Below are 26992 nucleotides of genomic sequence, written 5' to 3'. Positions count from 1 at the left end.
CGGGCATGTCGGAACCGTTGTCGCCTGCTGACCTCACCGAGCACTTCGCCGGGCTCGACCTGACGAAGGTCGTCGCTCCCTCGACCTCGTCGACGGACCCGTTCTTCGCATACGCGAGACCGGAAACGCACGGCGTTCACGTGACCGAGGTGCAGGTGGAGATGCGCGACGGCGTGCTCCTGGCCGGCGAACTGCACCGCCCGGCGAACCCCGACGGCACGCCCGCGGCGGGCCGCTTCCCGGGCCTCGTCTACGAGTTCAACGGGTACGGCGCGGTGTCGTTCATGGCCGGCGGCGCCCGCTCGTTCGTGACCCGCGGGTACGTGGCCCTGGTGTGCAGCGTGCGCGGCAGCGGCGCCTCGCCGGGCGAGATCGAGCCGTTCGGCCCGCAGGAACAGCGGGACAACGTCGACCTGATCGAGTGGCTCGGCACGCAGCCGTTTTCGACGGGCAAGGTCGGCCAGATGGGCGTGAGCTACGGCGGGCACACCACGTTGCTGGCCGCCGTGCACCGGCCGGAGCACCTCACTGCGGTGATCGCGGCGCAAGCGCTGAGCGACTGGTACGAGAACACGATCTACCTCGGCGGGATCTACAACAGCCGGATCCGCGGCTGGCAGAAGGACACCGCGCCGGCCACCCTCCAGACCTACCCGCAGCACCCGCTCTACGACGACTTCTGGCGCGAACGCAGCGTCCGGGCGCGCTGGGACACCCTCGACGTTCCGGTGCTCGACGTCGGCGGCTGGCTGGACCAATACCGCAACGCGATGGTGGAGAACTTCCAGGCCCGCCCCGAAAACGTGTGGATGGTCGCGGGTCCGTGGAGCCACGGCATGCTCCCGGGCCAGTTCGAAGACATCGCCACCGCGGCGTACCTGGCGTGGTGGGACCACTGGCTCTCCGACGAGGTGCCCGGCCTCCTCCCCGAAACCAAGGTCACCTCCTACGAGATGCCCCGCTCGGGCTGGAAGCAGTACTCGACCTGGCCGCCGGCCGAAGCGCGGGAAGACCACCTGGGCTTCGCGCCCGGCAAGCTCGTGTCCGGCTCGGCCGAGCAGACCACCGAGTCCTTCGACGTGGCGACCGGTGCGCTGTGCGCCGAGACGGAGACCCTTCCCGCGGACCTCGTGGTGGCCGGCACCCCGCTCGTCGACCTGCGGGTTTCCTTCACCGCGGACGAGGGGTACCTCGCCGTGGCACTGGAAGACCTCGGTCCCGACGGCGCTGTCTCCCGCGTGACCCACGGCTTCCTGCGCGCCAGCCACCGCGACGGCAACGAGACGCGGGTACCGGTGATACCGGGAACAACCTACGACCTGCGCGTGCCACTGTGGGCGGCGCACCACCGGTTCGAGGCGGGACACCGGCTGCGGATCCGCATCGCCAGCCGCGACGAAGGCGTGATCGACTCGGATGCTCCCGCGGGGACCGTGACCGTCCACTATGGCCACTCCGCGTTCACCTACCCCACGATCGGGTGACCCCGGCGACCCTCGCCGGACCCGATGCCGGTCACCGCACCGGATGCCCGATTCCGTCGACGGCACCTTCTTCGGCTGATCGATTCCCTCCCACCGGAAGGTTTTTTCATGCAGGACAAAGTCGCGCTTGTCACCGGAGCCGGTGGCGGGATCGGGGCGGCGTGCGCGGCGGAGTTCGCCCGTCGCGGTGCGGCGGTCGTGCTCGCCGACATCAACGGTGAAGCCGCCGAGGCGCGGGCCGCCGAGATCGTGCGCGATGGCGGTCGGGCGATCGGCGTCGAAACCGACATCGCCGACGAGAAGGCCGTCCAGGCGATGATTTCCGCAGCGGTCGACCGGTTCGGCCGGCTCGACATCCTGCACAACAACGCGGCGGCGACCTTCGCGTCGCAGCAGGACGACGACCTGACCACAATGGACGCCGACCTGTGGGACCGGTCCCTGGCCGTCAACCTGCGCGGACCCATGCTGGGCTGCAAGTACGCGATCCCCCTCATGATCGAGGCGGGCGGCGGGGTCATCGTCAACACGTCGTCCGGATCAGGAGTCATCGGTGAACCGACCCGGTTCGCCTACGGTGCTTCGAAAGCCGGGCTCAACTCGCTGACGCGCTCGGTCGCGGCCCGCTACGGCAAGCAGAACATCCGGTGCGTGGCGGTCATGCCCGGAATCACGCTGGGCGAGCAAGGACTGGAAGCGCTGAGCGGTACCCACTGGCTCACCATGATGGCCCGCCACCACACCACCCCGAGGCTGGGCCGCTTCGAGGACATCGCCAAGTTCGTCGCCTTCGTCGCGTCCGACGACGCGGGGTTCATCAGCGGCAGCGTGCACGCCGTCGACGGCGGCGTTCTGAGCGTCGCGCCGTACGCGGCTGACATGCGCGAGTGCGGTACGCAGCCCTTCTGACAGCGCAACCGAAGCCGCGGCGATACCGCTTCTTCGTGAGGAAAGGAAATCGGGTGGCCGACCTCGGAACACCGTCGCCCGCGTCAGCCGTCCTGGCCCTCGGTCGACCGGTGGTGCTCGATCACGGCCTTGCCGGCGGCGTAGAGCGAACGCGCGATCGTGGCGGGGTTACCGAGGTAGCCGCCGACCATGGCACCGTCGCGGAGCATGATCAGTTCGTCGGCCGCGGCGGAGGTGTCCCGGACGCCGATTTCGGTGAGCATCTCCTCGATGGCCTGCTTGAACCACTTCCGGTGGCGGTCCACCGTGTGCCGCACCGGGTGGTCGGCGTCGGCGTATTCCGCGGCGGCGTTGATGAACGGGCAGCCCCTGAAGCCGGGTGAGCAGCTTTCCGCGCCGATGCCCTCCGCCACCAGGCGGAACACCTCGGGAACCTGGCCGCCGGCTGCTTGCCGGGCGCCGGCGATCGCGTCGCGCTCCCACTTCGCGCGGCGTTCGAGGTACGCCACGATCAGGTCGTCCTTGGTGCGGAAGTAGCGGTAGAACGTGACCTTGGTGATGCCGACCTTCGCGATGATCTTCTCGGCGCTCACAGCCCGGATCCCACGACCGTAGAACAGCTCCGCCGCGGCCTCGACGATCCGGTCGCGCATCGACGGGTTGCCCGCCGGCCCGGCGGCGGGCTCCGTCTGCTGCTGTGTCATGTCGTCCACCTTCCCATTCTGTCCCGCAGCCGCCGTAGCGCGGGTTTCGCGGTGCACCGGAGCCGTGTTACGGTGCCGTAGACTTACTAGTTAGTCTACCTGAGGAGAACTGAATGCCTTCGTCAACGCCGGTGGTCTTCGTCCACGGCCTCTGGGTCCACTCCGATGCCTGGCAGAGCTGGATGGAGGTCTACCGCGAGGCCGGTTACGAGCCGATCGCCCCGGGCTGGCCGGGCGACTCCCCGACCGTGGCCGCGACGAGGCAGAACGCCGCCGCCGTCGCCGACCGCGGCCTCGAGGAGATCACCGCGGGTTACCTCCGCGTGATCGACGGCCTCGACGTGAAGCCGATCGTGGTGGGGCACTCCTTCGGCGGGCTCATCGCCCAGAAGATCCTGGCCGGCGGCCACGCGGCGGCCGCGGTCGCCGTCGACCCCGGTCAGATCAAGGGCGTCAAGCCCGTGCCGTTCGCACAGATCCGCTCCGGCTTCCCCGTGCTGGCCAAGCCCGGCAACAAGAAGCGCGCCGTGGCCCTCACGGAGAAGCAGTTCCGCTACGCCTTCGGCAACGCCCTGCCGAAGGAGGAATCCGACGCCCTGTTCGCCCGCTGGGCGATCCCGGGCCCCGGAAAGCCGCTGTTCGAGGCGAGCACGGCCAACTTCAGCAAAAGCTCCCCTGCCGCGGTGGACACCGAGAAGAGCGACCGCGGACCCCTGCTGATCATCGGCGGCGGAAAGGACCACACCGTCCCCGAGGTCGTCGCCAAGGCCGCCTACAAGCTCTACGCCCGCTCCGGCGCGACCACGGACTACCAGTCGTTCCCGGACCGCGGCCACTCGCTGGTCTTCGACCACGGCTGGCGCGAAATCGCCGACTTCACCCTCACCTGGCTCAAGCGCCAGGGCCTCTGACTGACCTCGCGTGCCGCGCCGCGGCACGCCGATCGTCCTCGAAAGGAACCATCATGAAGTCCTCTCGCAAGCTCGGCCGCCGGATCACCCTGCTGGGCGGAGCGCTCGCGCTCGTCGCGGCGGTCGCCCCCGCCACCGCGACGGCAACGGCTCTCACCGCGGCGCCGGCCGTCGGCGCCGACTACGGCCACCCCGCCAAACCGGCCGCGAAGCCCACCGTCGTGCTGGTGCACGGCGCCTGGGCCGACGGCTCCAGCTGGAGCGACGTCGTCACCCGGCTGCAGCGCGACGGCTATACCGTCGCCGTGCCGCCCAACCCGCTGCGCGGCGTGGCGTCCGATTCCGCCTACCTCGCCAACTACCTCAAGACGATCACCGGCCCCATCGTGCTGGTCGGCCACTCCTACGGCGGGTTCGTGATCACCAATGCCGCCACCGGCAACAAGAACGTGCAGGCACTCGTCTACGTCGACGCGTACATCCCCGCCAAGGGCGACACTCTCAACACCCTCACCGCCCAGTACCCCGGCAGCAAAGTCGCGCCCGCGGCGCTGAACTTCGTGCCGCAGAGCGCCACCGACATCGACGTCTACGTCAAGCCCGCGCAGTTCCGCGACATCCTCGCCAACGACCTGCCGAACTGGGAGGCCACCGAACTCGCCGCCACCCAGCGCCCGCTCGCCGCGTCCGCGCTCGACGAACCCTCCGGCACCCCCGCGTGGACCACCATCCCCAGCTGGGACGTGATCGGGCTCGCCGACCACGCGCTCCCGGCCGCCGCGCAGCAGTTCATGGCCACCCGAGCCGGCTCGACCGTCACGAAGGTCAACGCGTCGCACCTGTCGATGCTGTCGCACCCGAGCACCGTCGAGCACGTCATCGAAGACGCCGCGCACCACACCTCCTGATTTTCTCGGCCGTGCAGGTCTTTCCTGCACGGCCATTTTTTCTTGCACGCGCACGCAACTTTGACTACCGTGAACCGAGGGCGGACCGGCCGGGCTCGGCGGTGTGGAGACGTTCGCCGCCGACCACACTTTCCTCAGCTACCAGCGCCTTCGGCTCGACACCGACGCCGAGCCCCACGTGGTGTTCCCTTCCCCGGAAGAGCACGGCCGCCGCAGACCCTCGGCAACCAGAAAGGACGCACGCACGATGGCGCAAGGCACCGAAGCGAACCTCTACTACGCCTGCTTCACCGACCCGGCCAACGCGGACTCGGCCGCCGAGAGGAGCCGTCAGTTCGACGCCCACAAGGCGTGGCTGAAGGAGCACGAAGCCGACATCCTCGTCGCCGGGCCGCTCCTGGCCGAGTCGCTGGAGCCCGCCGGCTCGGGCTTGATCGTGTTCCGCACCGAATCGGCCGACGCCGCCCGGCGGCTCGCCGAAGCCGACCCGATGCACGCCTCGGGAGCCCGGACGTTCCGCATCGTCCCCTGGCGGATCAACGAGGGAACGCTCACCGCTCGGCTGACCGTGTCCACCGGGTCGTTCGACCTCACCTGAGCGGGCCGCGGCCCGGCCCGGGTGCTGCTGAGGACAATGAACCTTCCCGGGTTACCGCCCAGCGCTCTCGCGGCCGGTGGTGAACGAGACGCCGGCTCGTTCTCCGGGTGTGAGGACGAAGTCGTGGCGCAGCTCCCAATAGGGTTCGGCGGAGCCGACCTCGGCCAGACGCCGCGGATCCTCGATCCGTTCGTAGTGCACCACGAGCGAGGATTTCACCCCGAACACCGCGTCTGACCACAGGTATTCGTCATCGTCGCTGTAGAGCTCGGTGACGATCGTGCGGTGATTTTCGGCCGAGGCGATCACGTGGAAGTGCGCCGGGCGCATGTTGTGCCGGTTCGTCACCCGCAGCAGCTCGCCGACCGGTCCATCGTCGGGGATGGGATAGCTGACCGGCTTGACCGTCCACAGGTCGTACGCGCCGGATTCGTCCGTGCGAAACCGCCCGCGCAGATTGTAATCCGGCTGCAGGGGATCGACGTTCTCGTAGAGGCCGTTCGCGTTGGTGCCCCACACGTCGAGCTCCGCGCCGGCGATCGGCTCGCCGTGCAGATCGAGCACCCGGCCGTGGATGCGCGCCGGTTCGCCGTCCACCGAGCCGCCGCGGGAGATGTTCGCGCCGTGGGGTTCGAGCGGGGATCCGGCGCGGTAGAACGGCCCGAGCACGCTCGTTTCGAGCGCGCCGTCCGGCACGTCGGCGGCGAGCGTATCGACGACCATGGTGATGCCCAGGACGTCGGACAGCAGGATGAACTCGTGCCGGGCCTCGTCGCTGATGTCGCCACACCGCCGCAGGAAATCGGCGGCCGCGAGCAGTTCGTCGGGCTGCAGCCGGACTTCCCGGGCGAAGTCGTGCGCGTGCCGGATGAGCGCCGTGAGCACGACCCTGGCGCGCTCGTCACCGGTGTTGCCGACCGCTGCCAGCACTTCGGCGGTGATCTGCTCACTCGTCGTCGAAGCCGCGCGTTCAGTGTCCGCCATCGTTGTCGCCTTTCTCGTCGCCGGCGTGCTCGCCGGCCAGTTCGCGCACCGCCGCCAGGAGTTCCGCGGGTTCGGCGCGCCGGGTGTAGTCGGCGGCGACGAAGGCGAACCTCACGACGCCGAGCCGGTCCACCACATAGGTGGCGGGAAGGGGAACTTCGGCGACGTCGCTGCCGTTGAACGCCGCGACGTCATTGCCGTTGCCGAGCTGGTACCGGACCACGTCCGGCGCGATCGGGTGAACCAGGCGGAACTGCCGCGCCACGTCGTTGCCGACGTCGGACAGAACCGGAAACCCGAGCTCGTTTTTCTCCACTGTGGACAGTGACCGATCGGGCAGCTCAGGACTGATGGCGACCAGGCCGGCGCCGAGCGCGCGCAGATCCGGCAGCCGCGCCTGCAACGCCCGAAGTTCGAGATTGCAGTAGGGACACCAGCCGCCCCGGTAGAAGGAGAGCACCACGGCCCCCTCGGCCAGCAAAGCGCCGACGTCGACGATCTTCCCAGTGGCATCCGGCAGCCGGATCCCGGGAATCGACTCGCCTTCCCGCAGGGCGCGTTCGGCGAGGCGGGATTCGACCACCGCTGTCACCGCGTCGGCTCGTACCGCCCGCTCACGCTCACTCCGCAACTCGTAGGCCCGCTGCCGTTGCGCGGCCAGCTCGTGTTCCAGCGCCATCCTCGCGTCACCGCACCTCACTGTCGTCCTGGTCCGGCCAGGTGTGCGCCCCGGACGGTGTTCGGCAGCCACACTGGGATTTCTTCAACGCTCACGGGGTTCTTCCCGCGTTCCGCGACGCCCGGATTGCCCGTGATCGTCACCCTACTTTAACTTGCGCGCGCAAGCAATGCGCACTCGCCACCTTATTGCTTGCGCGTGCAAGGTCGAGTAGCTTCGCGGATGATCGGTTCAGCTCGCACCCCGACAACCGAGGACGGACGCCATGACGAGCGCATCAAGCGGCCCGGAGGCCAAGCCCACGCCCAAGGGCTACGTGGTTTTCGACCTCGAGATCCACGATCCCGAGCGGTACGAGGCGTATCGGCTCGACGGGCAGGCGAGCATCCGCCGGTTCGGCGGGCGCGTGCTGTCGGGTGAGCCCGCGCCTCGGGGTGTGGTGGAGGCGCTGGAAGGTGACTGGCCCACTCTGCGGCTCGTGATCGTGGAGTTCCCCACGATCGACATCGCCCGCGCGTGGTTCAACTCCGACACGTACCAGGCCGCGGCGCGCAAGCGCCAAGCCTCGAGCACCGGACGCGTGCTGCTGGTGGGCGGGTGGGAAAAGCCCTGGTGACCGCCCGGGAGTGCGTTTCCCCACCGACGACCGGATTCCGTTGTGGCACGGGGAATCCCGTCAGTCCTCTGTGGGCCGTACCTGAGCGTCGACGAGCTTCGTGACGACCCGCTGCAGCGCGGTTTCGTCCGTGGCGGTCAGCCGGTCCGTGAACAGCTCGGCGACCAGGTCGAGATGGGACTCCATCGCGGCGAGCAGCGACGCCCGGCCTCCCTCGGTGAGCTCGATGTCGACCCCGCGCTTGTCATCATCCGAAGGCGTGCGGACGACCAGGCCCGCACGCTCCATCCGCACCAGCAGCCGGCTCACCCCGCTCTCGCTGAGCAGCACGCGGTCCTTGAGCTCCCGCTGGCGCAGCCGCATGTCCGGCACGTCGGCGAGCTGCACCATCACGTCGAACCACTCCAGGGGCAGGCGGTGGTCCCGCATCATCTGCTCCGCCAGTGCGCCGACGAGCTGCCGGTGCGCCAGCAGGAAGCCTTGCCACAGCTGTGTTTCCCGCTGCAACCGGGCGAGCATGTCTTCGAGGTTGCCCGCCGCGTCGGGCACACGACGTGTGCTCTTCTCGGCCGTCGCCGGCCGCGCCTGCTGCGTCACGCCACACCCCGCCCCTGCTCGCGCCTCGGTTCCCCGCCGCGTCCAACCTACTTGACCGGGGCAGTGAGGCGACGATTGCGCGGCGGAATCTTCCGAGGCCTCGGGCTCTTCCAGCACCCGAGGGTCAGGGCGAGCACGCGGATGCTCGGCGTCCGGAAGGGTGGTCCGGACGTGCCTCAACGGCGGCCGGCCGGCACCCCCACCCGCGGGGTCAGCCACTGACCGAGCTGTCCGACGAGGGCTTCGGCGTCCTCGAGCCGGGTGTGGCCACCGACGTACAGGTCGGGCCGCACCAGGATCGCGCGGCTTTCGCCACGCCCGACTTCGTACCGCTTCGCGAGCTCTCCGAGCTGGTCCGGGATGGTGTGGTCCTCGTCGAACGCTGTGGTCCGCTCGTCGGTGACCAGCACGGACGAGACGCGGTCGCCGAACGCGGCGCGCATCTGTTCGGCCACGCGCTCGGCGCGTTCGAAGTCCTCGGTGACGCTCGGGCGTGGCACCAGCAGCAAGGTGAATCCGCCGTGCCGGAACAGGTCGAAGAGCCGCTTGCGCGGCTCGATCACCAGCTGGGCGTCGGGAGCACGGTCCCCGACCCGCGGTCCCGCGACCGCGGGAACGTCCGGGGCGGAGACGACGTCGCGGTAGTTGTGCGAAATCCCCGAGATCAGTTCGACGGTCCGCTGTTGCCAACCGGGCTCGCGGGTCAGCGCGATGCGGTCCTCGAGCCCTTGCCCGAAGGCCATCACGATGTCGTGGGTGGCTTTGGCGCCCGCCGTGATCTGCGCGCCGATCGGCCGGCGCTCGGCCTCGTAGGAGTCCAGCAGCGTCTCCGGCGCTGCTCCGTCGACAACTGCCGCCAGCTTCCAGCCCAGGTTGAACGCGTCCTGCATGCACCCGTTCATGCCCTGCCCGCCGGCCGGGGAGTGCACGTGGGAAGCGTCGCCGGCGAGCAGGACCCGGCCCGCTCGGTAGCTGCCGGCCGCGCTGTTGAGGATCTCCCACCGGGTCGCCCACTGGGGTTCGCCGATCCGCATGCCGATCCCGATCTTGTCGGCCACCGCCTGGAATGACGCACGGGGGTCGTCCGCCTGGGTCATCGCGCCCGCGTCGCTGAGGTAAACGCGCCAGAGCCGGCCGGGCAGTTTCGTCACCAGCATGAACAGCGACTCGCCGATGAAGTAGTTCACCCACGATTCGTCGTGGGTGAACTCTTCGACCTCGACGTCCATCATCGCCATGACACCGACTTTGTCCCCGACGAACTCGATGCCGACGCGGTCGCGAACCCGGCTGTGCGCACCGTCGCTGCCGATGACCCAGGCGGACCGGTGGCTCGAAACTTCTCCCGACGCGTTGTCGAGCACCGAAAGCGTGACGCCGTCGGCATCCTGCTCCAGGTCCGTGAACTCCTTGCCGTACTCCGGGCGAATGCCGTAGTGGGCGCACAGGTGTTCACGCAGCACCTGCTCGAAGTCGTTCTGGTTGATCTTGTAGTAGAAGGGATAGCGGGTCGGGAGCCCGCGAAAATCGGTGCGGGGCTTCTCGTCATCGCGCAGGCCGGGGAAGTGGTACACGTTTCCGGGGCACGGCAACGCGACCTCCTCGATGCGGTGCGCCACGCCGATGTGCTCGAACATCTCCATGGTCCGGGCGTGCAAGGTGAACGCCCGGGTCGTGTGCGACGGGCCGGGCCGCTTGTCGATCAGCCGCAGTGGAACGTTGCGCCGGGCCAGCTCGTGCGCGGCGATGAGCCCGACAGGGCCCGCGCCGACGATGGCCACACCGTTGTGGTCGAGCATGGGATTCCTTTCCGAGTAGGAAAAAACGGCACTCAGCCGTGCGACCGCGCACCCGGACCGAAGCCGGCAAGCGGCATCGGTCACCAACCTGCCGACGGCGGAAGGTCGTCGAGAGAACGCCGGAGCAACGCCTCGACCTGAGCCGCCTCGACGGGGACCGGGTTGGCCGAGCCCGCGACCTGCCCGGCCACTTCGCGGACGTCTTCCTCCGTCGCGCCGAGCCGGGACAGGCTTGTGGACAGTCCGGAGCGCCGCGCCAAGTTCCACAGGCCCAGCGCCGGGTCGGGGCCCAGGAAGGGTTCCAGGCGGGCGACCCAGTCGGGGCCGGCCGGGCTGTTCAGCGCCACCACGTGCGGCAGGATCACCGCGTGGGTTTCGGCGTGGGGCAGGTTCAGCTTCCCGCCGAGGTGGTGGCAGATCCGGTGCTGCAAGCCGGTACCGGTCCGCCCCAGCGCCGTCCCGGCCAAGAACGCTGCGTACTGGAGCCCGGATCGCGCGTCGAGGTCGGTCGGGGTGATCGCCAGCTCGGGCAGGCTGCTCGTGACGATGCGGACCGCGTCCGCGGCCAGCGCCGAGGTCAGCGGGTCGCCGTGGGGAGCCCAGAGGGCGGCCAGGCAGTGGGCCAAGGCGTTGAACGCACTCGGGCCGGTGATCTCCGGCGGCAGCCCCACCGTGAGTTCCGGGTCGTAGATCACCACCCGGGGACGCACCCGCTCGTCGACCCCGGTGCGTTTGCGGTGGGTGCTCGTCATGCCGAACACCGGCGTCAGCTCCGACCCGGCGTAGGTCGTGGGGATCGCGATGATCGGCAAGCCGGTGTCGAGCGCGATGGCCTTGGCCAGTCCGGTGGCCGATCCTCCGCCCAGCGTCACCAGGCCTTCGACACCTTCGGCGGCGGCTCGTTCACCGGCTCGCTCTGCCAGCTCCACCGGCACGTGCTGGGCCACTTCGTCCCAGCGGGTCGCGAGCCGGTCCCCGAGCGCGTCGGCGACCGGTCGCCCACCCGGGGTGTTGCCGTCGGCGATCAGCATCACCTTGGCGAGCCCGAGCCGATCCGCCTCCTCCCCCACTTCGGCGCGGCGCCCGGGCCCGAACACGACCCGGACCGGGCTCGGTTCGTATTCGAAAGGGCGGTTGCGAGGGGAAAAGGTCATCGCATGGCCTCCTTCAGCACCAGCCGCAGCGAGTCGACGGCAGCCGGCCCGGCCAGGTCGGGCCGGGCGGCCAGCCGCTCGACGAGGGCGTCGGCATCGAACGGCGGGCACACCGAGCCGAGGTCGACCGGCAAGCCGAGGGACCCGGCGAAGTTCCGCACCGTCTCCGCCGGCAGCACCTGGCCCGCGAGATCGGCTCCGGCGCCCACGTGCGGCGCCAGGCAGGCGATCAGCGATCCGTGGTCGACGCGGTGGGTCGCACCGAGGTCCTCGGCGATGAGCTGCGCCGGACCGGGCCCCGCGGCCTCGAGAGCCGCACCGGCGAGCGCGGCGCTTTCGAGCGCGCGCACTCGCAGCTCGCGATCGGCCGGGTCGCGCACGAGCAGCGGCAGCACCTCGCGCAGCGCGCGCTGCGCGTCGGCCGCCGTGGCCGACGCCCGCGACGGCGTACCGGCGAGGATCTCCAGGCAGGCTCCGACCGCGGCCATGCCACTGGACGCCAGCACCCGCGCGGGCGTCAGGTCGAGCAGCTCCGGATCGCGGACCACCGCGCGCGCGGCACACCGCCGCGACCGCCCGCTTTCCTTGCCCTTGCCGGTGGTCACGAAGTAGCGCGAGGTCATCTCGGCGCCCGACAACGTGGTCGGCACCGCGATCCACGGCAGCCCCAACGCCAGCGCGACGATCTTCGCGTACCCGGCGCTCGAACCGCCGCCGATCGCGATCACCGAGTCGGCGTGCACCTCCTGCGCGGACGCGACCGCCAGGTTCACCTCCCACGAGGGCACATGGGCCACCGTGTCGGTGAAGCTGCCGGTCGACCGCCCGCCGAGCAGATGCCGCACCCGCTCGGCGGGCGCGGCGCACCCGGGGCCGACCACCAGCAACGCTTTGCGCGCACCGAGCCGATCGACGATTTCCGGAAGCTCCTCCAGCGAACCACCACCTGCGAAAAGGAGGGGGGACGGGAGATTCTCGTTCTCATCCGTGGTGGTTCCGCTCATGCGGAGTTCCTCGCTTCCGGGCACGCCGCTCTGCCGTGGGTCGGTGCCATGGGTCGGTCCGGGCAGGCCGTCGGGCTCAGCCAGTCCGGTCGGGGGTCAGCGGGGGCCTTCGCCGCCGTGTCCGTCGGGGCTGTAGTGCAGCTGGTGGGCCCGGTATTTGTCGGCGCCGATGGCGGCGAGGGCGGCGGGGACGGGTTCGGGGTCTTGCAGGAAGGGTTCTTCCACGTCGCAGGCGTGCTGCCAGGTCGCGAACTCCAGGGCGATCTTGTTGACCGGGTCCTCGAAGTAGATCGAGTGGCAGAACCCGTGATCGAGCTCGCTCTTGATCTTCACCCCGTTGTCTTCCAGGTGCCGCTTGGCTTTCTGCAGCTCCCCTTCCGAGGGCACCGTGATCGCCAAGTGGTTGCCCGCGCCCAGCAACGCGTTGTCCGCCGGCACCTCCACGTCCTTGAACTCGAAGAACGCGATCGTGTCCTGCTCACTGATCCGGAAGAAGTAATGCCGGCTCCCACCCAGGTTCCCCGGCACCGCACCCGGGAACGGATCCGGGTTCGGCAACGACAACGTCACCACCACCGGAAACCCCAACACCCCGTGATAAAACTTGACCGTCTCCTCCATGTCATTCGTGACGAAAGCCATGTGATGACACCCAGACGTCCGAACACCCACAACAAACCTCCTGATCAAGGACGTCAGACCAGCCCTGACGCCTCGGTATGACCTGCTTCACGCTACGAGCAAGATATTTCCAAGTCAATAAGTCCGGCGACCACTGCCGAAACTTTTTCGATCCAGCCGCACCGGCACGCCGACGGACCGTGAACCGGCCGACCCCACCTGTCGGCGCGCCGTGACGTAACCTCGAAGCGACCGAGTTTCGTCACAAGGAGGTTCCCGTGTCGACGCCGACCTGCCGCGTCTGCGACACGCCCATCGTCGCGCCCGGCACGGGACGACCGCCCCGGTATTGCTCCGCCGCCTGCCGGCAACACGCCTACCGGCTCCGCAAGAGCTCCCCGAGCCCTCAACCCGAGCGCCGGCGCCCGGCCGTGCGCGCGGCCAACCCCCCGGCTGCCGTGGAAAAGGACGTGCCGCACCTGACCCGGCAGGAACTCCTGGCGTGGCGCGGTGTGCTGGAACTCCAGACCGCGATCCTGCCGGCGCTGGAACGAGAGCTGCGTGAGCACACCGGGCTCACGTTGAGCGAGTTCGACGTGCTGTACCAGCTCTGGCGGACACCGGAACTGCAGTGCCGCATGGTCGATCTGGCCCGCGCGGTGCTGGTCACTCCCGGCGGGGTCACCCGCATAGTCGCTCGCCTCGAGGAACGGGGACTGGTCCGCCGGCTCACGGCCACGGGCCGGCAAGCCGTGATGACCCAGCTCACCGCACAGGGTCAGCGCGAGCTCGACGCCGCGATGGACGTGCACTTCCAAGGCGTGCGCCGGATGTTCTTGCGGCACCTCAAAGCCGAGGACATCGAGCGCATGATGCGGCTCTGGGCGCAGATCCGCGAAGCCACCCCGCCCGCACCCTGCGACGACACCGCCAATCCGGATACGGCGGCCGAAGCACGCGGCTGAGCGCGTCGACACCGCCGCAAACCCGCTCACCGCCTGTCCGTTTTTGACCAGTGCTTGTCCTCGATGTGCCGACGTGACACCCCAGCGTGCCTACGATTGAAGCCGGTCGACCGAAAACGTCACCCGCGCGATCGGCGCCGGCCCCACGACGATGAGGACTCACCGAGATGAACCAAGATCAGCGATCGGCAAAAGCTCTGGTGCTCGGCGGTGGCGGTCCCGTCGGCGCGTCGTGGGAGTCGGCGCTGCTCCACAGGCTCGGCACGGCGGGGTTCACGGTTTCCGAGAACGACGTCGTCCTCGGCACTTCGGCCGGGTCGGTCGCCGGCGCCTGGCTGATCATGAGTCCGGACGAGCTCATCGCGTTGCCCGAACGGATGCGTGCTCGCGCGAAGTGGCACGCCGAGCAATCGGCCCACCGCGGCACCGGCTCGGCGAGCATGCTGTCGCTGATGGCCGAGAAGCGGACGGATGACGTCGATTCGGCGCGAAGTGTCGGACAGGCCGCGCTCAAGGCGATCCCGCCGATTCCCGCGGAGAAGGCGGCAGAGCTGTGGCGGGCGGCGACCCCGAAGGGCTTGTGGCCCCCCAATCTGCGGATCGCGGCGGTGGACGCGGGCACCGGCCTGGCGCACGCGTGGTCGGTCGGCGACGACATCCCGTTGCCCGTCGCGATCGCGGCCTCCACCGCGGCGCCGGGGGCCGCGCCACCCGTCGAGGTGGCCGGCGCGGTGTGGGTGGACGGCGGTGTGCGGTCGGGGACCAACGCCGACCTGGTCCTGGAGGCGGCCGGACGAACCAGCGGCGGCAAAGTCCTGATCGTGGCGTGCAGCCCCTCCGATGACATCGCCCGCGAGGAGTCCCTCCTCACCGAACAGGGCTATGACGTCCGGGTTCTCCTTTCAGAGGCGTACTACCGGAAGCCCACCGACCTGCTCGACGCGCGGTTCATCGACGCCGCGGTGGAAGCCGGCGCCCGCCAGGCGCGCGACGCGGCCGTGGATCTCGTGAAGTGGTGGACCGAGGACTAGGACCGTCCTCTTGCGACCCACCGCGCCCGTTCAGCCGAGGCTGCGGCCGATGCTCAGCGCGGTGGTTCGCCGGGCGGCCGCGAGCCGAGCGTGCTGCGGTGGCGGGCTTCGAGCACACGAGGCTCGAAAGCCCGCCACCTTTGCACCGCTCGCGGGAACCGGTGGTGGTCGATCCCTGCCCTAGCGGTCGAACCGGACAACGCCCCGCAAGTTGAGGCCGTCGTGCATGTCCTGGTATCCCTGCGCGACTTCGTCCAGTGAATACGTCCGCGTGATCAGCTCGTCGAGCTTCAGCGCGCCGGACCGGTACAACTCGATCTGGCCGAGGATGTCGGTGTTGGCATTGGATTGCCCGTACAGCGAACCTTGCAGGCGTTTCTGGAACAACGTCAGCTCGCCGAGCGAAATCGGGACCCCGACGGCGGTGAAATCGCCCAGTCCCGTGACCACCGCGGTGCCCGCCTTGCGGATCGCCGACACGGCCTGGGCGACGTGTTCACCGGTGGTGATGCCCACCGTCACGATCGCCGAGTCCGCGCCCTGGCCGTTGGTGAACTGCCGGGCGAGCTCGGTCGCCTCCGCCATGGACTCCACGGCGTGCGTGGCACCGAGTTCCTTCGCCTTCTCGCGCTTGAAGGCGACCGGGTCGACGGCGATCACGTTCGATGCCCCGGCGTGCGCGGCGCCCTGCACGGCGTTGATCCCGATCCCGCCGATCCCCATCACGATCACGGTGTGCCCGGGCCGGACCTGCGCGGAGTTCACCGCGGCGCCCCAGCCCGTGCCCACCGCGCAACCCAGCAGGCAGACGCTTGCCAGCGGCACGTCGTCAGGAACCTTCACGGCGGAGTCCGCCGAAACCGTGGTGGTCTCCACGAAGGTCGAGATCCCGCACATCTGCCCCACCGGACCGCCGCCCGTCCGCGAGCGCGAGGCGGAAGTCCGTCGGATCGCCCCAACGGGACCCGGCCAGCAGGCCCGCGCCGAGGTCGCAGAGGTTCTGCATCCCGGACGCGCACCACCGGCAGTGCCCACACGAGGGCAGGAAGGAGAACACCACGTGGTCACCTTCGTTGATGCCCTTGTGGTTGTGCCCGACCTTCGTGACGATCCCCGCGCCTTCGTGCCCGCCGGCGAACGGGTACATCCCCACCGGGACGTCCCCGGTCGCCACGTGATCATCCGAGTGGCAAAGACCCGACGCGACCATCCGCACCTGGATCTCCCCCTCGCGCGGGTCGTCGACCTCCAGGTCCACCGTCTCGTACTTGCCCGGCGACTTCATCAGAACGGAACCACGAGTCTGCACGACGTCCTCCTCGACGCTCAGCAGTAGATGGACTTGAGGTGCTGGTATTGGCCCAGGCCCTCGGGTCCGAGCTCCCGCCCGATGCCGCTGGCCTTCACCCCGCCGAAGGGCGCGACCGGGTCCGGCAGGTACCGGTTGATGCCGACGCTGCCCGTCCGCAGCCGGTCGGCCACCCCCAGGCCACGGTCGGGGTCACTCGTCCAGACAGTGCCGGCGAGACCGTAGTCGGACTCGTTGGCGATGCGCACGGCGTCGTCGTCGCCCGAGTAGGGGATCACGGTGAGCACCGGCCCGAAGATCTCTTCCTGGCAGACGGTGGCGTTGTTGTCGAGGTCCGCGAACACCGTGGGCGCCACGAAGTAACCCGGCCGGTCGAGTTGCTCGCCGCCGACGGTGATCCGGCCGCCCTCGGCCTTGCCCTTGGCGATGTAGCCGGTGACCCGGTCGAGCTGGGCCTGGTTGGACAGCGGGCCGATCTGGGTCTCCGGGGCGAGCGAGTCGCCGACGGTCATCGACCCGGCGAAGGCCGACATGAGGCCGACGATCTCGTCGTACCGGCTGCGCGGCGCGAGGATGCGCGTGGCCAGGAAACAGGTCTGGCCGTTGTTGGCCAAAGTGGACACGAACAGGTCCGCACCGATCTTCGCGAGGTCGAGCTCCGCGTCGTCGAGGATGATCGTGGCGGACTTGCCGCCCAGCTCCAGGGTGACCGGCCGCAGCAGGCGCCCGCAGGTCTCGGCGATCTGCCGGCCCGCCGCGGTGGAGCCGGTGAAACTCACCTTGTCGACGCCGGGGTGCGCCACGAGGTGCGCGCCCGCCTCGCGATCGCCGGGGACGATGTTGAGCACCCCGGGCGGCAACCCGGCTTCCATCGCGGCTTCCGCGACCAGGACACTGTCGAGAACGGTCTGCGGCGACGGTTTCGTGACCACGGTGCACCCCGCGGCCAACGCCGGCGCGATCTTGAACATCGACAGCGTCTGCGGGAAGTTCCACGGCGCGATGGCGGCGACGACCCCGACCGGTGAGCGGCGGACGTCGATCTGCCCGCCGAGCATTCCGGGCCGCACGTCCGGCCCGGCGTTCTCCACCAGGTCCGCGTAGTAGCGCAGCAACAGCCCGGGGAACACCGCCTCCAGTTGCCCGGCGACGGCGATGGGCATGCCGTTCTGGGCGGACACGGTCTGGGCGATGGTGTCCTTGCGCGCCTCGATAGCGTCGGCGAAGCGGCGGAGGACCTTCGCCCGCTCCGCGGCCGGCACTCGGCTCCAGCCCGCCGGGTCGTCGAACGCCTCGCGCGCGGCACCGACCGCGGCGTCGATGTCGGCTTCGGTGCCCTCGGGTGCGGAGCCGACCGGCTCGCCGGTGTTCGGCGAGATCACGGTGATGGTGCCGGTCCCGGCCGGTGCGGTCCACCGGCCGCCGATGAACAGCTGATCCTGTGTTCGGTTCACGTGAGCGACCCCTTCGTCGTCGAACGTGTCGACCACCCTCGCCGACGGGGCCGAACGCAACTGTGCGTGTCGCGCACAGCGCGGGAGGATTCAGCGAGCGGTCTCGATGCGCAGCACACGCAACCGGCGGTACAGCGCGGTGCGGCTGATGCCCAGCCGCTCGGCGGCGTGCACCTTGTTGCCCTCGCAATCCCGCAGTGCGCGGATGATCGCGTCGCGCTCGGCCTGCCAGAGCGTGCCCCCGACCGGCCCGGCGTCCGGACGGCGGCGGCCCGGGGGCAGGTCGGCTTCCGTCACGTCCCCGCTCCCGCGGCGGGCGGCCACGTAGTCGACCACCCCGGCCAGCTCGGCGAGGTTGCCGGGCCAATCCGCCGCGGCGAGCACCCGCAGCGCGCCGAGGGTGAACCGCGCGCGCCCGGCGGTGGCCTCCCGCAACCGGGCCTCCGCCAGGGCCGGGATGCGGTGGCGCTCGGCCCGCAGCGGGGTCAAGGTGAGCCGCACCGGGCACAGCGCCCACAACGAAGCCCGGTCGGGGTCCACGGCCGGCCCCGAGGTCAGGACCAGCCGGGTGGTGCCACGCAAGCGGGCCAGCCGCGGAACCAGCCGAAGGGGCAGGTGATCCGCGTGCTCCAGCACCACCGTGCGGGGACCGTCCGCGAACGCGGCGTCGAGTTCGGCCGACGACGTTTCGGCTCCGTCGATGACCGCCGCCCCACCGTCCTCCGCGAGCGAGGCGGCCACCGCGCTGCGTCCCGTGCCGGCCTCTCCGGTGACCAGCACGGACGAGTCGCGGTGCCGATCCAGTTCCGCCCGCAGCGATCGGTGCCAGTCCGCGGAGTCGGCGGGCACCGGCCGGCGCCCCCGGGGAATCGGGACGGGCCGCTCTTTCGGTTGCACAGCCAGCAGCACGCCGCCGTCGAGCTTGTCCATCCGGACGACGATCGAGCCGCCGGTGACCAGTTCCACTGTGCGCTGCTCCGTGCGGCCGGCCAGATCCTCGGACAGTGCCCGCAGGGCCGCCTGGTCGGCCGGCCGCAGCAGGTCGGCGGCGGCGCGGTTGGCCAGCGTGACCTCTTCGCCGAAGGCGACCACCGGCCCGGCCGAGCGACGGCTCGTCGCTTCGAAGGCGCGCAACAGCCGGTGATTGGGGCCGTTCGCGTCGTCCCGGAGCCGCTCGTCGATGTCACGGGCGAGGCGATCGACGTAGGGGCGCAACAGAGCACCGGCGTCGCGCACCGAGCAGGTCAGGTCGAGCACGCCGACGATGCGGCCCGTGGTCGGGCTGCGCAGCGGGGCGCCGTAACAGGCGAAGTCGCGAAAGGACTCCAGGTAGTGCTCCGCACCGGCGACCGCGACCGGCCGGCCCTCCTCGAGGGTGGTGGCGATCGAATTGGTGCCGGTGGTGTCCTCGCTGAAGGTCGCGCCCGGGATCGCACCGAGGCGTTCCATCCGTCCCTCCAGCGACGGAACGCCGAAGCGCAGATCGGTCAACCGTCCGCGGTGGTCGGCGAGGACGAGGGCGAAGGCGGTGTCGCGCAGCTTGTCGGCGGCGTCGTCGAGAACCGGGGTGGCGGCCCGCCGCAGGGCCCCACCGGGATCGAGGTCCGCGGGTACGGGGTCGACCAGCGCTGCCGGTGAAAGACCGACGGCCTCGAGCCGCTGCCACGACCGGGCGATCTCGGGTCGCAGCGGCCCGATCCGTTCCCTGTCCACCACGTCCTCGCCCCCGTTCAGCGCCCGCCGGGCTCGGCCCGGAACCGCAGCGCGGGATCGAGGTAGCGCAGTCCCTCGGCGGCGTGCAGGAGCGCGGCCATTCCGCGCACCACCGGCACACTGGCCACACAGGCCGCGACTTCCGCTTCCGACGCGGGCATCCCGGCCGCCGCCAGCAAGCCCCGCACGCGTTGTTCCTCGAGCCCGGTTACGGCTGCTTCGGTCACGGTCGTGTCCTTTCCTCAGCCGCGAGCGCGGGGCGGCGCAGGTGGTGTTCGGTCCGATCCTGGAACGCGGCACCGATCCGCAGCAGCGTCTCGTCCGAGAACGGGCGGCCGGCCAGTTGCACCGACAGCGGCAAACCCCCGGCCGAGACACCCATCGGCAGTGCCAGGGCCGGCCCGCCCGCAGCGTTCCAGTACACGGTGTGGAAGTGGCCGAAGAGTTCGAACACGTCCCGCTCGCCGGTGAGGAAGCCCTCCAGCGCCGGCGCGGTGATCGACAGGGTCGGCATCACGACCACGTCGACCCGGGTGAACAGCCGCTCGAGGTCGAGCTGCCCGGCGCGGCGCACGCGCTGCGCCTGGACGTAGTCCGCCCCGCTGAGCATCGCCGCGCGCAGCAGCAGCCCGCGGGTTCCGCGGGTGTACTGCGGCCAGCGGCCGCCGAGATCCGGGCGGTGGTACGCCAGCGCCTCGCACAGCACGGTGACGATGTCCGCGGCGGTCATCTCCGCGTACCGCGGCAGCTCCACCTCCACGCAGTCCAGCCCGAGCCGCGACAGTTCCGCCACCGCGGCGTCGAACGCCGGGGCCACCGAAGGGTCCGCGCCTTCCGGCAGCGCTTCGCGCCGGACGACGCCGACCCGCAACCCGGCCAAGTCGCCCACGTCGAGCGCGGCGAACGGCGCGTCCACACTGTCCGGATCCTCCGGCGCCTGTCCCGCGATCGCTTCGAGGACCAGCGCGCAGTCCGCGGCCGACCGCGCGACCGGCCCGACCCGGTCCACGCTGAACGCCAGCGGCACGCACCCGGACTTCGGCACCCGGCCGAACGTCGGCATCAACCCGGTGACCCCGCACATCGCGGCCGGGATCCGCACGCTGCCGATCGTGTCCGAACCGAGTGCGGCGAGGAACAACCCGGCCGCCACGCCGGCCGCTGAGCCGGAGCTCGAGCCGCCGGGCCAGGCACCGAGGTCCCACGGGTTGCGCGGCACCGGGAACGGGCCACCGGATTCGGGCATCCCGCAGGCGAACTCCATGGTGGTGGTCTTGCCGGTGAGGACCGCGCCCGCGGCCAGCAGGCGGGCGACGACCGGCGCGTCCCGCCCGGCGCCCCAAGCGGGATCGAGCACAGTGGACTGAGCGGTGGTGGGCGCGGCCGCGGTGGAGATGGTGTCCTTGACCGCCAAGGGAATGCCGTGCAGCGGGCCGCGGTCGCGCCCGGCGGCGAGCTCGGCGTCGGCCCGGTCGGCGGCGGCCAGGGCGAATTCGTCGAGCCGGCAGAGATAGCTGCCGAGCTCACCGTCCACCGCGTCCGCCGCGGCGAGCGCGGTCCGGGTCAGCTCGCGGCTCGTCACGGCGCCTGCTCGCAGAGCCGTCGCCGCGGCGGAGATGTCGCGCGGCAACGCGATGGAGCCGTCCGCCGGTGGATCCGACAACCAGGTGTTCACCATGCCCGACCTCTGTCCACTTTGGTCCGGTCCGCGTCAGCGCCGGCCACTTCGGCGCCGGCCAGGGCCTTCCGAGACCGCTCCGGCCGTGCGCGGGTGCCTCAAACGTAACGGCGGAAGGTTGCTCGGTCAATAAGCTGTTATGTCCCGGAGCACCTCGGTTTTGGCCCACAGCTCGTCCCACTCGGCCCGCGCCTCGGACGACCAGGTGATCCCGCCACCGGTTCCGTACTCCGCGTAACCCGAACATCGATCGACGGTGAGCGTGCGGATGCCGACCGAAAAGCGCATCGACGGTTCGGTTCCCGGGCGCAGGAATCCGATCGCCCCGCAGTAGACGCCGCGAGGGCGTCCCTCGATCTCGGCGACGGCGCGCATCGCGGCGATCTTGGGCGCGCCCGTGACCGAGCCGGACGGGAACAGGGCGCGGAAGAGGTCCAGGAGCCCGACCTCCGGCCGGACCGTCGCCCGCACCGTCGACGTCAGCTGCCAGGTCGTGGGGTAGGCCTCGGCCACCAGCAGCTCGCTCACTCGCACGGAACCGGTGGCCGCGACGCGGGAAAGATCGTTGCGCAGCAAGTCGACGATCATCACGTTCTCCGCGCGTTCCTTGGCGGAAGCCAGGAGTCGGGCCCGCAGCAACCGATCTTCTTCCGGGGTCCGGCCGCGCCGGGCCGTGCCCTTCATCGGCCGCGTCGTGATCAGCCGGCCGTCGAGGGCGAAGAAGAGCTCGGGCGAGACGGAAAGGACATCGTGGTCGCCGGTGCGCAGGAAAGCGCTGAACTCCGTGCGCTGGCGGTGAGCCAGCAGGGCGTAGCGCGCGGACGGCTCCGGCTCCCGGCCACGCAGCCGCGCGGTGAGATTGACTTGGTAGAAGGAGCCCTGCGCGATCCCGTGCCGGATCGCTTCGACTTCGCCGACGTAGGCCTCCTCTCCGCGATCGAGCGCCCAGCTCCCCTCCACCCCGGCGTCGGGTCGGCTCGGCAGCGCGACCTGCTCGCGTCGAGCGAACACCCCGAACCACGCCAGTGGCAGCCGCGCGAGCGGATCGTCGGCGGGCCGACCGGCGACCGGTAGCAAGGGATCCAGACCCGCCGCCGCTTCGTAGCCCACGAACCCGGCCACCCAGTGGCCACGGCGGGCTGCCTCCTCGGCCGCGACCAGAACGGCGGCGACCTCCGCGGGGCTCTCCGCACTCAGCACCGCGACGGGATCGCGCAACGCGAAACTCGGATTCGCCGAGCCGGCACGGAAATCGTCGAAGCGGACCACGGGCGATTCCGGCTCGCTCACCGCGCGGACAGCGCCGGCGGCGCCACCTCAGCCATCCGAGCGGCGCCGGATCGGGCTGCCGCCCAGGCATCGACGACCGCGAGCGCCTCGCGGGTGGACCGGGGATCGTGCACGCGCAACGCGTGCACGCCGGCCTGTGCGGCGAGCGCGGACACCACCGCGGTGGCGGTGTCGCGTTCCGCCGGAGCACCGTCCGACCGGCCGGCGGCCAGGAAGGATTTGCGCGAAGCACCCACGAGCACGGGGTAGCCGAGGCCGACCACGCGGTCCAGACCGTTCAGCAAGGCCCAGTCGTGTGCGGCGGTCTTCGCGAACCCGAGACCCGGGTCCAGGATCAGCCGCGCGGGATCGACACCGCCAGCCAGCAACGCCTCGACCCTGCGGGCCAGCTCGTCGACCACGGTGGCGACGACGTCCACGTACACCGCCGATCGGCGCATCGTGCCGCTCGGGCCGCGCCAGTGCATGGCGACGTACGCTGCCGAGCCGGCCGCGGCCACTCCCGCCATCGCCGGATCGGCGAGACCGCCGCTCACGTCGTTGATCATGACCGCGCCGAGGTCGAGCGCCTCGCGCGCCACCTCGGCCCGGGTGGTGTCGATGCTGACCGGGATCCCGGCCGCGACCAGCCCGCGCACCACGGGCCGCACTCGGGAGAGCTCGGTCTCCGCCGAAACCCGCGCGGCGCCGGGGCGGGTCGACTCGCCGCCGACGTCCACGACGTCGGCCCCGCTCGCGGCCAGCTCCCAGCCGTGCTCCACGGCGATCGCGGGATCGAGGTGCAACCCGCCGTCGGAGAAGGAGTCCGGCGTTACGTTGAGGATGCCGAGCACGAGCCGGCCGCCGTGGCACGGGAGACCGGCGACCCGCGACCGAGCGGGGCCGGCCCGGTCGAGTCCGCCGGCCGGATGGTCGTCGACCGGGCCGGCGCCGGCTCGTCCGTCCACTGAGTACCGGACGGGATTCGCCGCACGGTCCGAGCTCCGCACTCGCCGATCAGTCATCGGTGATCACCTCCCGCGTCGCCCGCACCGGATCGGCCGCGATCTCGGCTTCCGCACGGATCGGTCCGACCGCCTGATTCCGCCGACCGGATCCGTCCAGTGAGGACAGAGGTTCCCGCAGATCGTTCTGGGGCACGTCAAAACACCTCTTCTCTTGGCAGCGGCACCGCGGTCGAGGCGGTACGGCGACGCACATGAGGAACGGGGAAGGTCGATCCCCCAGCCACACGGGCGATCGACGTCGCGCGCCGCCGAAGTCGGGCGATTTCGGGCACGACGAGGTCGGCGACCGTCGCCGCGTGCTCCGCTTGACCGGTTCGACCCGGCCGGGGTTTTCGGTTGGTGCGCGGCGAACGGTGCGCGCCGCCGGCTTCGGATCGATCGGGCCGCGTCAGGCCGTGCCGGTGTCGCCCGTCGACTTTTCGGTGGTCGGGGACCGGGACTGCGGCGGACCCGGCTCGTAGTCTCCGATCGCCAGCAGCACCTCGCGCAGCGCCGCCGACGCCACTCGGGCCTGCGACTCGGTGACGTCCCGGTAGAGCACTTCCTGCTCGGCCGCCCAAGCCCGCATCGTGGCCTCGGCAGTTTCGACGCCGCGGGGCGTGAGCCGCACCCACAAGCCGCGGCCGTCGCTCTCGTCCCGGCGACGCTCCACCAGCTCGGCTCGCAGCAGCCGACCCAGCACGTTGCTCACCCCGCCGGCGGTGAGCATCAGGCGTTCGTGCATGTCGGACGGCCGCAGCTCGTAGGGACTGCCCGCGCCGCGCAGCACGTTGAGCACGTTGAAGTCGGCCCTGGTGAGACTCCAGGGCTCCAGACAGGCGGCGAGCCGGTCCTGCAGGATCACGCCGAGGCGGGCGGCCCGCCGGGTCAGCTCCACGATCGCCAAGTCGACTTCCGGCATCTCCCGGCGCCACGCGGTTGTCATCCCGTCGACGAGGTCCCGTCCCGTTCCGCGCTCCACCGGCGTCCTGCCCGTCCCTGCCATGCCACCCAGTGTAGCGCCAGACGGCTCCAAGACCACCGAAAATTAGTTGTTGAAAAAACTTTTTTTAGAGGTACTTGAGCGGCGCGTCAAGCTCCACCACAGACCGCCTCGCCCCCGCACAACCTCAGCGAGACAGCCGTTGATCACTGATTTCTGGCCGAAAATACCTTCGCCTGGACGACGCCACCGGCCTGCTCGCCGGCATCGGCGCCGTCCGAGAAGTAGTTGTCGTAAAAACTTTTTCGTGAGACAGTGGCCGGAGCGACGGCGCTCTCGCCCACGACCGGGCCTGCCCACGTGCGGCTCGAGCACGACGAGAGGCCGCCGACCACTCGAAGACACGGAGGGGTCGATGAGCCCGCGTGAAACAGTCGGCGTCACTGCCGAGATCCGGTCCCTCGTCCGGGACGCCAAGATCGAGATCATCCCGATCAAGGGCTACGAGGCGAAGTTCGCCGAAGTCCCGAAGAGCACCACCGTCACCATCACCTGCTCGCCCAAGTTCGGTCTGGAACGCACGCTGGCGGCCACCGAGTACGCGGCGGCGCAGGGGTTCACCGTGGTTCCCCACCTCGCCGCGCGCCAGGTCGCCGACGAGACCGAGCTCAAGGAGTTCGTCCGCCGGCTCGAAGCGGCCGCGGTGACCGGCCTCTACGTGATCGCCGGCGACGCGGCCGAGCCCGCCGGGATCTTCACCTCCTCGGCGGAACTGCTGGATTCGCTCGCCGGCTTCGACCACGGGCTGACCTCCATCGGCGTCGCCTGCTACCCCGAGGGTCACCCCGCGATCCCCGACGACGTGCTGGCCGAGGCCTTGCGCACCAAGCAGTCGATGGCGCACTACATGGTCAGCCAGCTCTGCTTCGACCCGAAGACGCTCACGCGCTGGCTGCGAGCCACCCGCGAAGCCGGGATCACGCTTCCGCTGCACATCGGGCTGGCCGCATCCATGCAGACCCGCAAGCTCGCGGAGCTCTCGCTCAAGATCGGCGTCGGCTCGTCGCTGCGCTACCTGGCGAAGCAACACGGCCTCGTCGGAAACCTGTTGCGCGGCAAGGCCTACCGCCCCGAGCAGATGCTGGCCGAGCTCGGTACCGCGCTGACCGAACCGGAGATGAACGTGGAGCGCCTGCACATGTTCTCGTTCAACCAGGTCGGCGCCACCGCGCAGTGGCAGCAGCACGTGACCGATCTCCACGCCTGAGCGGCATCCGCGCCAGGCAACGTCGCCTTCGAAAGGACCCACCATGCCGGAGAACCTCGAGCAGAAGATCCAGCGCATCGGAGACCCGGTCACGATGATGCGCAACTCCCCCGCCGGGCACTACGAGTTCCCGATCCCGAACGAGTTCTCCAACTGGGGAGACGAGCAGAACGCGTGGAAGAACACCGCGGTCCTGTTCGACCAGTCTTTCCACATGACCGACGTGTACTTCCGCGGATCACGGCTGAAGGAGTTCTTCGCCTCGATCGCGGTCAACAGCTTCGCCACCTTCGGCCCCGACAAGGCCAAGCAGCTCGTCACGGTCAGTCCCCACGGTTTCGTGATCGGCGACGGCATCCTGTTCGGGCTGGGCGAGGAGGAGTTCAGCCTGGTGGGGCGTCCCTCGGCGCCGAACTACGCGGCGTTCCGGGCCGAGACCGGGGACTTCGACATCGAGGTGACCCGCGACGTGCGCAGCCTCGAGCGGAACGGGCGGCGGCTGACCTTCCGCTACCAGCTGCAGGGGCCGAACGCGCTGGACGTGATGGCGAAGGCGTACGGGAAAGAACTGCCGAAGGTGAAGTTCTTCAACATCGGGCACTTCGAGATCGCGGGAGTGCGGGTGCGGGCGCTCAACCACACGATGTCGCGGCACACCGGCCTGGAGATCACCGGCCCGTCGGAGTTCTCCGCGCAGGTCAAGGAAGCGCTGCTCACCGCGGGCGAGGAGTTCGGGCTTCGCGAAGGGGGCGCGCTCTCCTACGCGACCACCCCGACCGAAAGCGGCTGGATTCCGTCCCCCACACCGGCGATCTACTCCGGCGACGCCCTGCGTGCGTACCGCGAATATCTGCCGGGGGCGAGCTGGGAGGGCATGGTCTCGCTCGGCGGCAGCTACGTCGCGGACTCCATCGACGACTACTACCAAACGCCGTGGGAGCTCGGGTACGGCCGGCACGTCAAGTTCGACCACGACTTCACCGGCCGCGAGGCCCTCGAGAAGCTCGCCGACCAGCCGCACCGGCACAAGGTCTGGCTGCGCTGGAACGACGACGACGTGACCACGGCCATCGCCCGCAGCTACTTCGGCGGCGCGGACCGGACCAAGCGCCTGGGTGTGCCGTCGTCGGTGTACTCGACCTGCCCGTTCGACGTCGTGCACGTGGGCGGGCGGCGGGTCGGGCTGTCGACCTACAGCGGCTACACCACCAACGTCGGCAGCTGGTCCTCGCTGGCCATGCTCGACGAGGCGGAAGCGCGGGACGGTCGTGAAGTCACCGTCGTGTGGGGTGAACCCGACAACACCGCGAAGCCGATCGCCGAGGCCCACCGCCAAATCGAGATCCGCGCGACGGTCAGCACGACCTCGCTCGCCGACTGAGGGAGGC

Annotated in this window: 28 protein-coding genes; 10 read left to right on the top strand and 18 right to left on the bottom strand. The window is 70.3% G+C overall.

The window, feature by feature from the left end:
- Window positions 1–5: 5 nt before the first annotated feature.
- Both VSH64_RS45380 and VSH64_RS45375 read left to right on the top strand, forming a co-directional pair.
- Window positions 6–1484: a CocE/NonD family hydrolase gene (locus tag VSH64_RS45380; RefSeq protein ID WP_326568907.1), complete on the top strand. Its 1479-nt coding sequence runs from the start codon at window positions 6–8 to the stop codon at window positions 1482–1484.
- A 24-nt stretch (window positions 1485–1508) separates the two neighbouring features.
- Window positions 1509–2393 carry an SDR family NAD(P)-dependent oxidoreductase gene (locus VSH64_RS45375; protein ID WP_326568906.1) on the top strand — a complete coding sequence of 295 codons (885 nt, stop codon included), beginning with the start codon at window positions 1509–1511 and terminating at the stop codon, window positions 2391–2393.
- Window positions 2394–2476: 83 nt separating this feature from the next.
- On the opposite strand, the gene VSH64_RS45370 is transcribed toward VSH64_RS45375, so the two are convergent.
- Window positions 2477–3097 carry a TetR/AcrR family transcriptional regulator gene (locus VSH64_RS45370; protein ID WP_326568905.1) on the bottom strand — a complete coding sequence of 207 codons (621 nt, stop codon included), beginning with the start codon at window positions 3095–3097 and terminating at the stop codon, window positions 2477–2479.
- A gap of 113 nt (window positions 3098–3210) precedes the next feature.
- Here VSH64_RS45370 and VSH64_RS45365 point away from each other — a divergent pair, with 113 nt between their 5' ends.
- The 3 genes from VSH64_RS45365 (at window position 3211) to VSH64_RS45355 (ending at window position 5514) form a co-directional block, all read left to right on the top strand.
- Window positions 3211–4008, top strand: coding sequence for an alpha/beta hydrolase (locus tag VSH64_RS45365; RefSeq protein ID WP_326568904.1), 798 nt, complete (start codon window positions 3211–3213; stop codon window positions 4006–4008).
- 53 nt (window positions 4009–4061) lie between these two features.
- Window positions 4062–4916, top strand: coding sequence for an alpha/beta fold hydrolase (locus VSH64_RS45360; RefSeq protein ID WP_326568903.1), 855 nt, complete (start codon window positions 4062–4064; stop codon window positions 4914–4916).
- A gap of 247 nt (window positions 4917–5163) precedes the next feature.
- Window positions 5164–5514 (top strand): YciI family protein, encoded by a 351-nt coding sequence (locus VSH64_RS45355; RefSeq protein WP_326568902.1) that lies wholly within the window; start codon window positions 5164–5166, stop codon window positions 5512–5514.
- Between the two features lie 51 nt (window positions 5515–5565).
- Here VSH64_RS45355 and VSH64_RS45350 read toward each other — a convergent pair whose 3' ends face one another.
- Complete coding sequence (locus VSH64_RS45350) at window positions 5566–6498, bottom strand: dioxygenase family protein (protein ID WP_326568901.1); 933 nt, start codon at window positions 6496–6498, stop codon at window positions 5566–5568.
- Complete coding sequence (locus VSH64_RS45345; protein ID WP_326568900.1) at window positions 6485–7177, bottom strand: peroxiredoxin-like family protein; 693 nt, start codon at window positions 7175–7177, stop codon at window positions 6485–6487. The genes VSH64_RS45350 and VSH64_RS45345 overlap by 14 nt, the downstream gene beginning before the upstream one ends.
- Before the next feature lie 265 nt (window positions 7178–7442).
- Between VSH64_RS45345 and VSH64_RS45340 the strand changes: the two genes are divergently transcribed.
- Window positions 7443–7793, top strand: coding sequence for a DUF1330 domain-containing protein (locus tag VSH64_RS45340; RefSeq protein WP_326568899.1), 351 nt, complete (start codon window positions 7443–7445; stop codon window positions 7791–7793).
- Between the two features lie 60 nt (window positions 7794–7853).
- On the opposite strand, the gene VSH64_RS45335 is transcribed toward VSH64_RS45340, so the two are convergent.
- From VSH64_RS45335 to VSH64_RS45315, 5 genes are all read right to left on the bottom strand, one after another.
- Window positions 7854–8390, bottom strand: a complete 537-nt coding sequence (locus VSH64_RS45335) for a MarR family winged helix-turn-helix transcriptional regulator (RefSeq protein WP_326568898.1) — start codon at window positions 8388–8390, stop codon at window positions 7854–7856.
- A 176-nt stretch (window positions 8391–8566) separates the two neighbouring features.
- A complete protein-coding gene (locus VSH64_RS45330; RefSeq protein WP_326568897.1) occupies window positions 8567–10189 on the bottom strand; it encodes an FAD-dependent monooxygenase in 1623 nt (540 codons plus the stop codon).
- Between the two features lie 80 nt (window positions 10190–10269).
- Window positions 10270–11343, bottom strand: coding sequence for a maleylacetate reductase (locus VSH64_RS45325; protein WP_326568896.1), 1074 nt, complete (start codon window positions 11341–11343; stop codon window positions 10270–10272).
- Entirely contained in the window at window positions 11340–12347 is a 1008-nt protein-coding gene (locus VSH64_RS45320) for an iron-containing alcohol dehydrogenase (protein WP_326568895.1), read from the bottom strand. The genes VSH64_RS45325 and VSH64_RS45320 overlap by 4 nt, the downstream gene beginning before the upstream one ends.
- A 96-nt stretch (window positions 12348–12443) precedes the next feature.
- On the bottom strand, window positions 12444–12989 hold the full coding sequence (locus VSH64_RS45315; protein ID WP_326568877.1) for a VOC family protein: 546 nt from the start codon (window positions 12987–12989) through the stop codon (window positions 12444–12446).
- A 257-nt stretch (window positions 12990–13246) separates the two neighbouring features.
- Here VSH64_RS45315 and VSH64_RS45310 point away from each other — a divergent pair, with 257 nt between their 5' ends.
- Window positions 13247–13933: a MarR family winged helix-turn-helix transcriptional regulator gene (locus VSH64_RS45310; protein ID WP_326568894.1), complete on the top strand. Its 687-nt coding sequence runs from the start codon at window positions 13247–13249 to the stop codon at window positions 13931–13933.
- A gap of 167 nt (window positions 13934–14100) precedes the next feature.
- Complete coding sequence (locus VSH64_RS45305; protein ID WP_326568893.1) at window positions 14101–14964, top strand: patatin-like phospholipase family protein; 864 nt, start codon at window positions 14101–14103, stop codon at window positions 14962–14964.
- Window positions 14965–15144: 180 nt separating this feature from the next.
- On the opposite strand, the gene VSH64_RS45300 is transcribed toward VSH64_RS45305, so the two are convergent.
- The 10 genes from VSH64_RS45300 to VSH64_RS45255 form a co-directional block, all read right to left on the bottom strand.
- Window positions 15145–15807 (bottom strand): zinc-binding dehydrogenase, encoded by a 663-nt coding sequence (locus VSH64_RS45300; protein WP_326568892.1) that lies wholly within the window; start codon window positions 15805–15807, stop codon window positions 15145–15147.
- Window positions 15794–16273, bottom strand: coding sequence for an alcohol dehydrogenase catalytic domain-containing protein (locus tag VSH64_RS45295; protein WP_326568891.1), 480 nt, complete (start codon window positions 16271–16273; stop codon window positions 15794–15796). The genes VSH64_RS45300 and VSH64_RS45295 overlap by 14 nt, the downstream gene beginning before the upstream one ends.
- A 17-nt stretch (window positions 16274–16290) precedes the next feature.
- On the bottom strand, window positions 16291–17727 hold the full coding sequence (locus tag VSH64_RS45290) for an aldehyde dehydrogenase (protein ID WP_326568890.1): 1437 nt from the start codon (window positions 17725–17727) through the stop codon (window positions 16291–16293).
- A 90-nt stretch (window positions 17728–17817) separates the two neighbouring features.
- Window positions 17818–19440 carry a sigma-54-dependent Fis family transcriptional regulator gene (locus tag VSH64_RS45285; RefSeq protein ID WP_326568889.1) on the bottom strand — a complete coding sequence of 541 codons (1623 nt, stop codon included), beginning with the start codon at window positions 19438–19440 and terminating at the stop codon, window positions 17818–17820.
- 17 nt (window positions 19441–19457) lie between these two features.
- Window positions 19458–19667 (bottom strand): hypothetical protein, encoded by a 210-nt coding sequence (locus tag VSH64_RS45280; protein ID WP_326568888.1) that lies wholly within the window; start codon window positions 19665–19667, stop codon window positions 19458–19460.
- Window positions 19664–21118, bottom strand: coding sequence for an amidase (locus tag VSH64_RS45275; protein ID WP_326568887.1), 1455 nt, complete (start codon window positions 21116–21118; stop codon window positions 19664–19666). Before VSH64_RS45275 ends, VSH64_RS45280 begins: the two co-directional genes overlap by 4 nt.
- A 126-nt stretch (window positions 21119–21244) precedes the next feature.
- A complete protein-coding gene (pabB, locus tag VSH64_RS45270; RefSeq protein WP_326568886.1) occupies window positions 21245–22408 on the bottom strand; it encodes an aminodeoxychorismate synthase component I in 1164 nt (387 codons plus the stop codon).
- Window positions 22405–23412, bottom strand: coding sequence for a dihydropteroate synthase (folP, locus tag VSH64_RS45265; RefSeq protein ID WP_326568885.1), 1008 nt, complete (start codon window positions 23410–23412; stop codon window positions 22405–22407). Before folP ends, pabB begins: the two co-directional genes overlap by 4 nt.
- Before the next feature lie 391 nt (window positions 23413–23803).
- Window positions 23804–24400, bottom strand: coding sequence for a MarR family winged helix-turn-helix transcriptional regulator (locus VSH64_RS45260; protein WP_326568884.1), 597 nt, complete (start codon window positions 24398–24400; stop codon window positions 23804–23806).
- Window positions 24401–24543: 143 nt separating this feature from the next.
- A complete protein-coding gene (locus VSH64_RS45255; protein WP_326568883.1) occupies window positions 24544–24681 on the bottom strand; it encodes a hypothetical protein in 138 nt (45 codons plus the stop codon).
- Between the two features lie 71 nt (window positions 24682–24752).
- Here VSH64_RS45255 and VSH64_RS45250 point away from each other — a divergent pair, with 71 nt between their 5' ends.
- Window positions 24753–25604, top strand: a complete 852-nt coding sequence (locus VSH64_RS45250; RefSeq protein ID WP_326568882.1) for a methylenetetrahydrofolate reductase — start codon at window positions 24753–24755, stop codon at window positions 25602–25604.
- A gap of 43 nt (window positions 25605–25647) precedes the next feature.
- Complete coding sequence (locus VSH64_RS45245; RefSeq protein WP_326568881.1) at window positions 25648–26985, top strand: aminomethyl transferase family protein; 1338 nt, start codon at window positions 25648–25650, stop codon at window positions 26983–26985.
- Window positions 26986–26992 lie beyond the last annotated feature (7 nt).

It is taken from the genome of Amycolatopsis rhabdoformis, from assembly GCF_035918295.1.
In the GTDB taxonomy this organism is placed as follows: Bacteria; Actinomycetota; Actinomycetes; order Mycobacteriales; family Pseudonocardiaceae; genus Amycolatopsis; species Amycolatopsis rhabdoformis.
The sequence above is the reverse complement of the archived record's forward strand: the minus strand, read 5'-3'. Positions and strand labels throughout refer to the sequence as shown.